At 44.4% G+C, this 14,265-nt stretch carries 7 protein-coding genes; 4 read left to right on the forward strand and 3 right to left on the reverse strand.

The window, feature by feature from the left end; genetic code table 11:
- Positions 1 to 108: 108 nt before the first annotated feature.
- Positions 109 to 1,329: a CapA family protein gene (locus G500_RS23805; RefSeq protein WP_086047930.1), complete on the reverse strand. Its 1,221-nt coding sequence runs from the start codon at positions 1,327 to 1,329 to the stop codon at positions 109 to 111.
- Between the two features lie 390 nt (positions 1,330 to 1,719).
- Here G500_RS23805 and porV point away from each other — a divergent pair, with 390 nt between their 5' ends.
- Both porV and G500_RS0115495 read left to right on the forward strand, forming a co-directional pair.
- Positions 1,720 to 2,949: a type IX secretion system outer membrane channel protein PorV gene (gene porV, locus G500_RS23810; RefSeq protein ID WP_051203720.1), complete on the forward strand. Its 1,230-nt coding sequence runs from the start codon at positions 1,720 to 1,722 to the stop codon at positions 2,947 to 2,949.
- 126 nt (positions 2,950 to 3,075) lie between these two features.
- Entirely contained in the window at positions 3,076 to 3,807 is a 732-nt protein-coding gene (locus G500_RS0115495; protein WP_035757660.1) for an RsmE family RNA methyltransferase, read from the forward strand.
- A gap of 43 nt (positions 3,808 to 3,850) precedes the next feature.
- On the opposite strand, the gene G500_RS0115500 is transcribed toward G500_RS0115495, so the two are convergent.
- Positions 3,851 to 4,660 carry a nucleotidyltransferase domain-containing protein gene (locus tag G500_RS0115500; RefSeq protein ID WP_051203721.1) on the reverse strand — a complete coding sequence of 270 codons (810 nt, stop codon included), beginning with the start codon at positions 4,658 to 4,660 and terminating at the stop codon, positions 3,851 to 3,853.
- Between the two features lie 227 nt (positions 4,661 to 4,887).
- On the opposite strand from G500_RS0115500, the gene gldE reads away from it, so the two are divergent.
- Entirely contained in the window at positions 4,888 to 6,264 is a 1,377-nt protein-coding gene (gene gldE / locus G500_RS23815; protein WP_035757731.1) for a gliding motility-associated protein GldE, read from the forward strand.
- Positions 6,265 to 6,644: 380 nt separating this feature from the next.
- Positions 6,645 to 11,552 carry a PKD domain-containing protein gene (locus G500_RS26280; RefSeq protein WP_161626147.1) on the forward strand — a complete coding sequence of 1,636 codons (4,908 nt, stop codon included), beginning with the start codon at positions 6,645 to 6,647 and terminating at the stop codon, positions 11,550 to 11,552.
- A 176-nt stretch (positions 11,553 to 11,728) separates the two neighbouring features.
- On the opposite strand, the gene G500_RS0115525 is transcribed toward G500_RS26280, so the two are convergent.
- Positions 11,729 to 13,963 (reverse strand): TonB-dependent receptor plug domain-containing protein, encoded by a 2,235-nt coding sequence (locus G500_RS0115525; protein ID WP_211220166.1) that lies wholly within the window; start codon positions 13,961 to 13,963, stop codon positions 11,729 to 11,731.
- Between the last annotated feature and the right edge of the window lie 302 nt (positions 13,964 to 14,265).

Consider the following 14,265-nt stretch of genomic DNA (forward strand, 5'->3'; position numbering starts at 1 on the left):
ACAGGCTTTTTTGTATAAAATTAGTAAAATTAGTTTTTAGACTGTTAGGACAAGGTAGTGCCTTGTCCCTACATTTGTCCCTAATTTTTAGAATTTAACATTACTTCCCTACTGCTGTTTCAAAATTTGAGTGGCATCTTGGAAGGATTCAAAAAACTGCTTTTTGTCGTGTGTGTTGAGGTAGGGAAAAAGGCTGTCTATTTTTGAAAAGTTCGCTTTTGAAAGGTCTGGTTGTTGATTTGAAGCCACAAGTGGGGCGGCAAAAGTGGGCAAGATGCGATACTGCCGTTTGCCCTCTATGAAACCCTGAAAGACAAAAGTGGGTTGGAAATCATAGCTTTTGAGCCTTATTTTTTTTTGCAAATTATTTTTTTCTAAGGTTATATTTAAAATCGCCCCTGTGTGTCGGAAACGCTTGTGCTGCCCTGAAAAGAAATTTCCCAAAGAGTAGGCTACCAAACCCGAATCTAAGGTTGCCTTTGATGCACTTTTTACTTTTTCTATCGGCTGCAAAACGTGTGGATGTCCGCCAATTACGATGTCTGCGCCTGCTTCGAAGGCTTTTTGTGTAACGGCGCGTTGGAAACTGTTGGGTTGGGTCTGATATTCATATCCCCAATGAAAGTGGGCAATGACCACTTCTGCACCTGCCTTTTTTATTTTCTCGATGTCGAGGGCTAAGGTGCTGGTGTCTATGTGATTGAGCAAATATTTTTTTTCTTCTTTGAGTGGAATGTTGCTAAATTCGGTGTAGGCTAAAATACCAATTTTAAATCCTTTTTTTTCTACAATACAAAAAGTATCTTTGCCCTGTGGCGTGTAGTGCGTGCCTACGGTCTGCAAACCGCGCCTTTGCAGTTCGGCTAAGGTACGAATAAGCCCCGCTTCTAATTTGTCGTAAGAGTGGTTATTGGCAGTAACGACGACATCAAAACCTATGCTTTTGAGCGCGTCGGCATATTCATTGGGCGAGTTGAAAATGGGATACGAACTATAAGCAGGTGCGGTATTGCCTGCCAAAACTGTTTCTAAGTTGCCAAAGGTAAGGTCGGCACTTTCCAAATAGGGCTGCACCTGCGAAAAGGCAGGCAAAAAATCATAGCCGCCGCTATCGGTTTGGGCGTACTTAAATTGAGGCGTGTGGCACATCAGGTCGCCTACAAAAGCCAACGTAAGGGTCTGAACTGAATCGCGCTGGTCAGCCTTTTGGTAATGGAGCGTATCGGAATCTAAAAGAGAGTAGGGCGTAGGCTGTTCGGTGCTGCATTTTTGCGCACTTAATCCCATCAAGAGCAGGAGCAGGCATAGGTAGAAAGATTTTGGCTTCATAACGTTTTTTATATCAGAATAGGCTGTTTTAAAGACAAAGTGCCACTATTTTTTTTCGTGCTTCTTTGTAGGGCTAAAATTGCATTTTTTTTTGCAGCCCTTTGGCTTTTTTTTGCGTTTTCTGATAAATCTTTGCTTAATTTGTGCCAAAACTGCCTTCGTTTGCAGGGCGGCTTCTTTCGCAAACACTAAAAACCTTTTCGGAAATTTGATGCAATAATTCTACCAACGGTCTGAATTTAGTTTTTAAAACGCTAAGGGTCTTAAAGCCCCTTTTGGTTTTGGCAGGCTAATTTTTTAGCTTCATGGCAAAAAAATAGGTGTTGTTTTCTTTATACCCAATTCAACCGCTTTTAATTTTAGTGTTTCCACCTTTATTTCCCTTTTGATATGTCAGTTTTATTTGTTTGGGGCAAAAAAAAGCCACACGTAGGCTTGGCTGCCTATAAGGTTTTGATGGCACTCTGCTTATTGCCCTTCTCTTTTGCTTTAAAGGCACAAAATCCTATTGGGATAAACTCGGCGCGTCGGGCTATCACTACCGCCGTCCCTATTCTGACCATCTCGCCCGACGCACGTGGCGCAGGCATGGGCGAAACAGGGGTTGCTACCTCGCCTGATGCGTTTTCGGCGCATTGGAATCCTGCAAAATTGGCATTTATAGAAGATAAATGGACTTTGGGTATCGGCTACTCGCCTTGGTTAGCAAACCTCGTCAATGATATGTGGATTAGTTATATCGGCGTTACGCGCCGCCTGACCGACCGCCAAACCGTTGGCGTTTCGTTTCGCTATTTCAATATGGGCGAACTACAATTTACCGACAATCAGGGCAACGAATTGCAGATTTTCAACCCACGCGAAGCCATGATTGATGCCACTTTTGCACAACAACTTTCCGAAAAATTGAGCATCGCAGGTACGGCGCGTTTTATCCATTCCAACTTGGCAGGCAATATTTCCAATTCTACCACCAACCCCAACGCCTCTGGCGCACGCCCTGGCAACACTGCCGCCGTAGATTTATCGCTTTTCTACAAAAGCAAACTCAACCTCAATTCTATGGACGCAGATTTGGCTTTTGGTATGAATATCTCTAATATCGGTGCGCCTATTTCCTACAACGACCCTACCCGTCGCGACTACCTACCTGCCAACTTGCGAATTGGCTCGGCTTTTACGGCTCAATTTGACGAATTTAATAAACTAACTTTTGCCTTAGACCTCAATAAACTGCTCGTTCCTACGCCCGAAACTAATGTACGCAATGGCGCAGACCAACCCTTGATGTCTTCTATTTTTAGCTCCTTTGGTGATGCCCCCGATGGCATTGGCGAAGAATTGCAGGAGGTTATTGTCAATATTGGTGCAGAATATTGGTACAACAATCTTTTGGCACTTCGCGCAGGCTATTTCTATGAAAATCAGTTTAAAGGCAATCGCAAGTTTTTTTCCTTAGGTGCAGGCTTGCGCTATCAGTCCTTCGGCTTAGATGTTGCTTATTGGATACCAAGCCAACAAAGACATCCGCTTTCCGAAACTTTGCGCTTTTCGCTTTTGCTCAAAATTGGACAAGGGAAAGGTGAGGATTTAGACAAAGTAGATGACCAAGCAAATTAAATTGCACCTACAAATGCTATTTTTTGTCTAAAAAATCATACAAAAAACAGTAAAAACGCATCTTCTCACAATTTCAATGCCCTTGTATAGGTACTATTCCTATGCAGGGCTTCTTCTTTTTCCAAAATGGCACATCGAACAAACGAATACCGCTTTTTTCACCCCGATTTAAAAATTGGCGATTTGATACAATTAGATGGCGAGGAGGCAAAGCACCTCAAAACGCTTCGTATTCAGAGCCAAGATGAAATTTTGATAACTGACGCAAAAGGCAAATTAGCCGTAGGGCGTGTGCTTTCGCCCAGCGTCAAGGATTGTCGCATAGAAATTGTATCAGTGGAAACGCCTGCTCCCTTGCGCGATTTTACGCTCCACATTGCCCTTGCGCCTACCAAACAGACCGAGCGCATCGAGTTTTTTTTAGAAAAAGCCATTGAAATGGGCATAGACCAAATTAGCTTTTTAGACACGCAATACGCCGAAAGGCAACACCTTAATTCGGAGCGGCTCTTTAAAAAAGCGATTGCGGCAGCCAAACAGTCTTTGCAGGTGCGCATACCACAGATCAATGCCCCTGTTTCGGTAGCCGAGTTTGCTATGCATGCTGCTGAAAATCAGAAGTTTATAGCACACATGACGGCGCAAAAATCCTTAGCCCAGTATGTGGCAGAGCTTGAAAATCCTACCCAAAAAAGTTACTGCATCTTGATTGGGGCAGAGGGCGGCTTTTCCGAAAAGGAGGTAGAAGCCGCACTTGCCTGCAATTTTCAATTATTGAGTTTGGGCAAAACGCGCTTACGCACCGAAACGGCAGCCTTAGCAGCCTGCATGGGCTTGCACGCGCTTTTGGGTATTTAAAAATAGAGAAAAATGAGGTATGAAATGAGGTATAATTTGACTACTACAATGCCCAGGTCTTTTTCAATATTTCTCTAAAAAGTTGGTTCAAGGCAGTGTTATCGGGCTGTTTGGGGCTTTCTACCTTTTTCAGATATTGGTGATAAAATTCAATCTTTTCATCTATAAAATGATTCAAGATTGCATTTTGTGACTCTTCCGTCAATTCTTCGCCTGCCCTTTTCCTGACCACTAACTTTTCTATCTCTCCTTTTACTTCGTTTTCGAGAGGTGCTTGATTTAAGAGTACTTGGTTTAAAAGCGTTTCAAACTCGACGGGAATCATGCCATCGTGAAGGCGAATGTAGTCGCAGGCTAAAAGCGGGCGCAATACATAAAAATACTTTTTCACACGCACCTGCTCTTTTTGTAGATAGCCCTTGTAATTATTTATCGCCATATTGAGGTAGTGGTGCAGGCAGGCTTTGGCATTGAAATATTGTGCAGTGAGTAGGCGCAATTTTTCGGCTGTTTCGCCATTTTCTGCATAAATAAGAGGACTTTGCAGCCATTCCAAAAGGGCGGGATTGGATTTTTTGAAGAGATTGAGAGCCTTGCGAAGTTCCCAACCCGATAAGTCGAGGTCGTGTGGCAAAAAGGTTTCGAGGCTGTCTTTTTTTTCGTCAATGCTCAAATACCAATCGGGCTTGTGAAGGTAGAGGTAGCGCACGTCCCAATCGCTATTAGCGGAGGCAAACCCCCAAGCGCGGCTACCACTTTCTACCGCATAGAGGATTTTGATGTCGTGCTTTTCTTCTAAATGGCGCAAGGCTTCGGGTATGAGGGTGTGTGTGATAGCATTGTTTTCGAGCATAACGTTTGAAGGAGGTTTGCAGGGTAGAGATTGCTTCTTTTGGGTCTAAAAAAGTTCGCCTCTCAAATTGGGAAGCGGTAAAAAAACAAAGGGCTTGTCTTTTAAGTTCGCTTGGGGGGCAAAATTCTCTCGAAGGGCGTTTTGTTTCTATTTTTTTTTATCTTTGCTTTCTGAAAAGCAAAACTTTACTTTTCGTAGGCTTTTGTTGTACTAAACTCCTATATCCCTTGGACGGCGACCCTGTATCAGCGTCTTTTTTATTACTTGCGGCACTTCTTCAAATAGATTGGGCTATCTTGCAAGTCTATTTATTAGAAAGTATCATCTTGATTCTCCTACTTTTTTCCTCTGCCATGATTTCTGGCTCGGAAGTAGCCTTTTTTTCACTAACACAAAAAGAATTAGAGATTTGTAAGGATAGTACCAAAGTTACGGACAAAGCCATTTTGCGCCTGCTCGATAATCAGAAAATGCTGTTAGCCACTATTTTATTGCTCAATAATTTGGTCAATGTGGCGATTGTGGTCATCTCTACTTATATGATGTGGCAAATTGCAGGCAAAGACAATCAGGGCTGGATAGTTGTCTTTGTAACGATGCTCGTAACGGCGGCGATAGTCTTTTTCGGCGAGGTCATTCCCAAAGTGGTGGCGCGGCAGCGAATGTTGTCTTTTGCCCGTAAGATGAGCCGCCCGATGTTATTTCTGGCTTCGAGCCTACGCCCTTTTGCGTGGCTGCTGGCTTTTTTAGGCGATTATTTAGAGCGGCGTTTGAAAAAAAATAAACAAAGGGCGCGAATTTCGGTAGAAGATTTAAACCAAGCCTTAGAAATCACAACCCAAGACGAAGCCTCCGACGAAGCCCGCAATATTCTCAAAGGCGTTATCAATTTCGGACAAATTACAGCCAAACAAATCATGACCTCGCGCATGGACATGACGGCGGCTTCCCTCAAAACGCCCTATTTGGAGATGGTCAAACTCATTCGCGAAAGTGGCTACTCGCGTATCCCCATCTATGAAGATACCTTAGACAACGTAGTAGGAATTTTGTATGCCAAAGATTTGCTTTTACATTTAGAGCATGACAATCATTTTGATTGGACAAAACTCATCAAGCCGAATCCTTTGCGTATTCCTGAATATAAAAAAATAAATGAAGTCTTCAAACAGTTTCAATCTACTCATATCCATTTGGGAATCGTTGTAGATGAATATGGCGGTACTTCGGGGCTGGTTACGCTCGAAGATGTCATTGAGGAGATTGTAGGCGATATAAATGACGAATTTGATGACGAGGAGGAAAAATTATTCAATCGCATTAACGAAACCAACTACATTTTTGAGGCAAAAATTCCGCTCAATGATTTTTGTAGGGTGATAGGTTTGGATTTGAGTTTGATAGAATCTGTACGTGGCGAAAGCGAAACCTTAGGCGGTTTGCTTTTAGAACTATTTGAAAAAATGCCCATCAAAGGCGAGCAGGTGAGCTTCGCGCCTTTGCACTTTGTGGTAGAAAGCGTAGATAAGACCCGTATTCGCAGGGTGCGTGTGCGCATAGAGCATCAGAAAGCCGAAAAATACCAGAGCCAAGATGCAGAATAGCCTTGTTTCAAGATTTGGAGAAGCGCGATAAAATGCAACTTTTTGTTTCGCTTCTTTCCTTGAAAAATGCTTCGGGGCAGCTATTTTTTGCCCCTTATTTGCTTTATTCTCAAATATTTACTACCTTTAAGCCATAGGGGAAAACCTTTTGCAACAATACCTTTGCAAAAATCGTTTCCATGACTCGAACCCTTTTCTAAGACAAGGGTCTAAAAAAAAGGTCTAAAACAAGGGCGTACTTTCGGCGTGGCTCAAAATACAGTTTGAAAGATAAAGTGTAAAAAAAGTAAATTTCAAATTTTTGTGCCATCACGCTCATACTTTCATCACAAAAATCCTACAAGTAAATTTTGAATAATTTTACCAAGAATTGTATGAAAATGGTTGGTCTTATAGATTTTCTTTCGCGCTTTTCGGGCGAAAAGAAAAATCAAAAACAACACAAAAAAATATGGGACAAACAAATTGGCTCTTCCCTGACGCAGGCACAAAAAAGATTGTTTCTTTTCTGTCTTGCTATTTTTTCGGTTTTGATGCCAAAAGTAGAAGCGCAGACCCTTCCCAACCCCGATATTGTGCGCGTGCCAAACAAACTCATGGTCAAGATAAAGAGAAATGCCTTAGGGAGCAGTGCCGACCATTCGCCTGAAACGCTTGCCAAATCTGTGGGCTTTTTGCAGACCCTTGAAAAGGGGGCAGGTGTGGCTTTGGAGCGCATCGACAACAAGTATGCCCAGATGACGGCAGCCAATTATGCGAGCCTTTCGCCAGAAAAACGAAAATTGGCGCAAGAAATTGCGTTATACAATCTCTATGAAATTACACTTTCCTCCGAGCAAGATTTAGACCGCGCCCTGCAAAACTATGCCGCCCAAAGTTGGGTAGAATACGCCGAACCGATTTATACGCACCAACTTATGCTTTCGCCGCCGCCACCTTTCATACCCAACGACCCTTCTATCGGCAGCCAATGGCATCTGAATCGCTGCCAAGTCTATGACGCTTGGGGGCTACATCAGGGCGACACAAGCGTTGTAGTGGGAATTATTGATACAGGCATCAAATACGACCACATAGATTTAGATGGTGCTATGAAGTACAATCACGCCGAGCGATATGGCGTTTTGGGCGTAGATGATGATGGCAATGGTTTTGTAGATGATTCTTTGGGCTATAATTTTGGCGATATGAACCCCAATTCCTTCGAAGTTCACAATCATGGCACTGCCGTAGCAGGCATGGCGGCTTGTGAAACCAATAACGGCGTAGGAATTGCTGCGGTAGGAAATAAAGTACGCCTGATGCCTTTGCGCGTTATGAACGTTTTGGGTCAGATTGTCAATACTTATGATGCCATTTTGTATGGAGCTGAAAATGGCTGTACCGTCTTAAATCTATCTTTGGGCAGACCTAATTTGGGCTTTCAATGGGAGCAGGATATTATCACCTATGTAACGTTGGTAAAAAATGTTTCCGTAGTAGCAGCAGCAGGCAATACGACCGCAGAATGGGATTTCTACCCCGCTTCCTACAAATACGCTCTTTCTGTGGTGCATACCAATTCTGCCGACCAAAGGCATAGTCCCGGCACGTTTAGCACCAATATAGACCTTATGGCACCGGGTAGGCAGGTCTTCACGACGCGCTTTACAGGTGCTTACGTGAGCGCAACAGGCTCTTCCTTTGCTTCGCCCATGGCGGCAGGCGCAGTCGCGCTGGTGCGCTCGGCTTTCCCCGAACTAAACGCCATGCAAGCCAATATGCTCGTCCGCGCCACTACCGACAACACTTATGGCATTGCGGCAAATGCAGCCTTTGTGGAAAAATTAGGCACAGGCAGGCTCAATGTTTTCAAAGCATTGTCTTTGCGGAATACCGCCAAAAGTATCCGCGTAGATGAGATTTACCCCCAAACCGCACAGGCAGGTTATATTTTTTCGGGCGATACCGTAACGCTGCACGCCGATTTTATCAATTATCTCAATCCTACCACCAACGCCGCCGTAACGGTTTCTACCAATTCCCCTTTCCTTACTTTTTTAGATGATACCTTTTCTTTGGGTGCAATGGCAGAAATGCAACTCAAAGGGACACAAACGCCAAATTTGCCCTTCCGATTTGTAGTAGCCGCTGACGCGCCCAATGACTTAACGGTCAAGTTGCGCTTCGAATTTACAGACGTAGGGGGTTATACCGATTATCAATACCTCCCCATTCGCATCAATTCGGGCTTTATCAATGTGGATTTTAATAGAATCAGCCTCACTGTAAGCGGAAATAGCCGACAAGGGCATTACGACCTCTACAATTCACAAGGCATGGGCATCAATTTCAACGGACAAAAGGTATTGAACGAAGGCGGCTTAATCGTCGCTCTGAATCCTACCCAAGTTTCGAACAATGTCCTGACAAATCTGCCTACTATCATCAAAGATGAGGACTTTAAGATGCTCGAATCGCCCCACCTGACGGCGCAAGAGCCTTTTTATACCGAAGCGCAGACCCTCTATACCGATACCGTAGGCGCAGCTCCGCCTGTGGGAATTGCAGTAAAACAAATAGTGAGAGGTAAAACCAATACGCCTCATCATCAATACGTTATCGTAGAATATGAAATTGAAAATCTGACGGGTAGCCTGCAAGATTCGATGTTAGTAGGTCTGTACTTAGATTGGGACATTCAAAACAAAAGCAATAATTTAGCCGACTGGGACAACACACGTGGCATGGGCTATGTCTATCAGGCAGGGGGCTTGCATGCAGGAGTCAAGATGTTGGAAAACACGCCACGCACTTACTTTGCCCTCGACCTAACCAATGTCGGCGGCAGCAACATAAATGTAACAGACGGCTTTTTGCGCTCCGAAAAATTCTCGACCCTTTCACAGCGGGTAGGACGCACACAGGCAGGTTTTTCGGTTAGTGGCAACGATGTTGCGCATGTAGTTGGGACGGTACTTTTCAATTTCCTACCCAATGAAAAAAGGACAGTGCGCTTTGCCCTTGCCATTTCGAATACCTTAGCGCAGGTTAGAAATTTCATCGACGGCGCAACGATAGCAGAAAATCCACAAACCTCTCTTAGCCCTACCCCCGAAGTAGATAGCACCTTTTGCGGCAATCCTCCTTATACGATTGCGCCTAATGGGGGTACAAATTTTAGGTTTTATAGGCACGACAATACCGAAACACCTGTTCATATCGGAACGACCTACAATCTGCCTGATAGCGAACTGGGCGAACTCTATTACATCACTTGTGTAGATTCTACCTTAGAAGGAGGCTATAAAGCGGCGCGTTTTTATGCAGGAACAGGCACGAATGTCGCCATTGTGTCGGCTTCTCTCTTTAATAAGACCGATTCGAGTGCGATGAATTTTTATGGATTAAGTGCCAATGCCGTATCTTGGACTTGGTCTTTTGGCGATGGATTTGGCTCTTCCCAACAAAACCCTTCCCATGCCTACGCGCAGGCAGGCACTTACACCGTAACGCTTACAGTGGTAGATGCCATAGGCTGCTCGGCTACTACTTCAAAAGTGGTTACGGTAATAGACCGTCCCGCACCGCCTACCTTACAGAGGCTCTATACTGCTTGTTGGCAACAGCCCATTTTGCTCACACAGCCTTCGCTCAATATTTTGAGGCTTTATGATAAAAACAACCCTTCTATTCTTTTGCAGGAGTCGGATTCGCTTTGGATAGATGACCCACTGCTGACGCAGGTACTGGTTACACAAGTTGTAAATGGTTATGAAAGTTTGCCTATGGAAGTTCGCATCACGCGCTCTTTGCTAAACCCTGAATTTGATGCCATTCCACAATACGATACCATTTTGTTTTCTGATGTCGTCTTTATAGACCGCACCGAAAGCCGCAATTTCATTACCCTAAGAGAGTGGAATTTTGGCGATGGCTCACCTTTGGCGTATGGCTCACAGGTCTATCACGAATATGCACAGGAAGGCGACTATGAAGTTACGCTTCGCGTGCGCGACAATTTGGGTTGTGTTTCTGTTCTCAAACGTGTCTATAAAGTAGGTAGGAAAAGCCCCACGCCTATTTTTCCGCTTCTTTCCTACAAATGCAAAGGCGAGCCTTTTACGATTGCACCTACCAACGGCATCATTTTCAGATTTTACCGAAACCCAAATGATACAGAGCCTTTTCATATCGGTAGGAATTATGCTATTCCTATGCCTACCGAAGGCAGATTTACCGTTTGGGTGAGCAATATGGACAATAGAATAGAAAGCGATAAGGTCAAAATTGAAGTGGTCTTCCGCCAAGCAGTGGCAAATTTTGCAGTAGAGCGCGAAGTAAATTTAGATGAAAACCGTCCCTTACAATTTCGCGACGAAAGCCAATTAGCGCGTCAGTGGTTTTGGGAATTTGGTGATGGCAATACCGCCACCGAGCGAAATCCTGCCCATACCTACGCTGCACAAGGCATTTATACCGTCCGCCTGACCATGACCGACGTAGATGGTTGTGTTGGGATAGCTGAAAAAGTAGTTACGGCTTTTCGCCGCTCGCCCATGCCGACATTGGCTGATAGAACCATTTGTAGGGGCGATTCTATTCGCCTAACGCCGCAGGGTGGTACAAATTTCCGTTTCTATGACTCCGAATTTAGCAGCACTCCCATTCACCAAGGGCGTTTTTATGATTTGGGTTGGATTTTCGAAGAAAAAACCCTTTTCGTAACTAATATCGACTCTATGATAGAAAGTCCTGCCAAAAGGATACGTATTCAATTTTCCAAACCTAAGAGCGACTTTCAAATGAGTCGCGATACCATCAATCGCTTTTATAGAGATACCTTAGTCTTAGAAAATCGCAGTGAAAGGGCTTTGAATTGGTATTGGTTCTTTGGCGATGGCAGAATGAGCCAAGAGGAAAATCCACGCCTTACCTATGAAGCCGCAGGCGAGTATCAAATCGACCTCATTACACAAGACCTGCTCGGCTGCACCGATACGCTTTCGCGCCATATCACCGTCTTGGATACGCCTATCATCAGTGCTGTGGAAGATGGTAAGTATGCCATCTTGATTTACCCAAATCCTACGCGCGACATTTTGCAGGTGTATATCGATAGCGAAAAAGCGCAAGAAACTTACATTGTCTTCACAGACCAAACGGGCAAGGAAATTATACTTACCTCAAAAGAATTGGTCAAGGGCAAACAATACACTTTCGACTTAGGACTTTTGGCGGCAGGTATTTATCACCTACAAATACGCCTGCCCGATGCTATCATTCATAGGAAGATTCTCAAATTGTAGCAAGAGAATCAAAATAAAAGAAATAGGCTCGACAATTTTCAGCTCTCATATAGTAGCACGAAGCTCCAGCTTCGTGCGAAATACCCTTTGTAGGGACAAGGCAGTGCCTTGTCCGAAATTAGGTTGAAAAAAATTTTACAACACAAGTTTTTTGTAGAATCCAACATTCATCGGATTTAGAACAAAAGCCTTAGATTTGCCCATAAGGTTCTGCCTTCCCAAGCAGGCGTACCGGGCGAAACATCGGGACCTCCTGCATTGCTATTCATTGGGTAGAGCGATTGCATATTGAGCAGATTTTTAACATTTAGCGTCCAAGTCAATCGTGTGGAGATTTCCCAATTCAAACCTGCATTGAACAATAGACCACCTTCCGACACACTGCCTATGGGCGAGTACCAGCGGCTATACCAGAGGGCATGAAGGGCAAAACCCAACTTTTTCATTGGCTTATAGTGCAGGTGAGCGCGTATGATATTTTCGGGATAGGCTTTGAAATGTAATTCTCCACTTTCATTTGCAGCTAAATACATACTGTTTTGGTTCTGTGCCAATTCGCGCTGTGCCTGTGTAGCACCCAACACGCGCACCCAAGCCTGCGAGAGGCGTAGGCTCAAATTTTGCGCCTTATTTTGGTAAGAAAGGGTGCTTTCTGCCCCTATCTGATTGAAGGCACCTGGTGTATTTTTGAAAAACCAAAAGCCATTCCAATCGCCTGCGACATCTGTTCCGATAGCGGTTAGTGGCATCTGATTAGGGTCGCGATAAATGACCCCTACATCAATTACGTTTGAGATGCGGTTGAAAAAGAGTACGGTATTAAACTGAAAAGAAGACGAAATTTGATAAGAAAGAGCCGCTTCTATGTTGTGCATGCGTTCGGGCAAAGTGGTAGGAATGTTGCGCTCCATCTGCAAGCCATCTTGCCCTGCTCCGCCAATGGCAGCCGTTTCCACACGATTGTAGTTTTCGGCACGCAAGAAGCCATCTAAGCGGTAGCCACCTGTGTAATGCAGCCCCACTGCTCCCCTAAAACCAGCCTGATAGGAAAGGCGCAGTTGCCATTTTTCTTTTGGGCTATAAATAGCACCGACACGCGGCGAAAGGTTGTTGCCCCAAAAGGGGTGATTGTCGTAACGCAGGGCAGCAAAAAGGTCGAGCTTATCGTTGGGACTGTACAGATTTTCTGCAAAGAGGCTTATCAGGTGAATATCCTTACGAAAGCCCATCGTAAGGGAATCGTTGGCGGTGATAGGGTCGAAAGTGCCGATGACGTTGGCGATAAAGTTATTGTTTTGCGCATTGGCTTTTCCCATCTCAAAGCGTTTGACCTCTGCCCCTATCGCGATTTTGTTTTTGGCAATCCATTCATTTGCGGTAAGCAAAATTTTACCTCCAAAACGGTCTTCGCGCGTGCCGCCCATAGCAGTACCGACGACGGAATAGAGCGCAAATAGGTCTTTTTGGTAGGAAAGGTCGGCTTGAAGCAGCAGGCGTGCGGTTAGGTTTTTTCTATACGAACCTGTAATGGCGGTTAGACTCTGATTGAAGACATTTCTATCGCGAAAGAAATTGTATAAATCGCGGGTTTGATTGGTATGTAAAGCGTTGAGTGTGAAATCTTTATAGCTCAAAACCCCAACCATTGTAACATTTTCCGCCCTTTTTAGGCGCAAGCCAATATCGGCGACCTGCCCACCTGCATAGCCTTGATTGTTTTGTGCAACTGTCCAGCCCTCGCGCCTAAGCGTTTGTCCTTCATAACGGTTTGTGGAAAGATAGAAATAACTTTTTAGCTCGTGCGTATTTACCTGCACATCAGCACTGCCATGCAGGAAAGTATTTTGCCCAACGCCAATATTCATGCTGCCCTGCGCCAAACTTTGTTGGTTGTTTAAATCATTGCCCTGTCGAGTAATGATATTGATAACGCCCAAAAGCGCACCCTGCCCCAAAGTAACCGAACCAGCCCCTCTGATGACTTCAATGCGCTCGATGTAGTCGAAGTTGGCGGAATTGAGAATGGCATCGGCAGGACCCCAAAAAAATTCAGTGTTGAGGCTTTGTCCGTTGATGAGCAGCAGCACCTTCGAATTGTTGTCGGGAGCTAATCCGCGAAAGCCAGCAATGACATCATCTTGGTCTTCTACCAGAAAAAAACCGGGTACAAAGAGCATCAGGGCTTCGGAAAGGGTACGTGCGCCCGAAGTGTGCAGCCATTGGCGCGAAATTGTGGTTACGGAAGCTGGTTGTTTTTCCGAACTTTGCAGCAGATTCGAAGCCACAGTTACGCTTTTTTGACTTTGGGTAGGATTTGAAAAATCTTCTAATGAAAATTGATATAGGTTTGAATTTTGTTGGTCTTGGGCGGAAAGCACAGCGATAGCACTCAAACCCCAAAGGAGAAACAAAAAAAGTGAAACCCTCAAAAATGTGGTAGGACTTGTAAAAGTTGACATAATGAAATTAGGGGTTCTTTAATTTGGTGTGAAGTCTAAGTTGCAAAATTTTTATCAAGATTCCAAACCTCGTGTATCATTTTTTTTCGGTTTGAAGCGGCAGCGGCTTAAATTTGTAAAAAAAGGGAAAAAATTACGCGCCCAAAGCAACCTTTTAAAAAGTTTTTCGTAGCAAAGGGCTTTTTTTAGAAAAAAAATTGTATCTTGCTTATCGAAACAACCTACAGCCGTTGGTCTTGGCAAAGGACACCCTA

Source organism: Hugenholtzia roseola DSM 9546, assembly GCF_000422585.1.
GTDB classification, from domain to species: Bacteria; Bacteroidota; Bacteroidia; order Cytophagales; family Bernardetiaceae; genus Hugenholtzia; species Hugenholtzia roseola.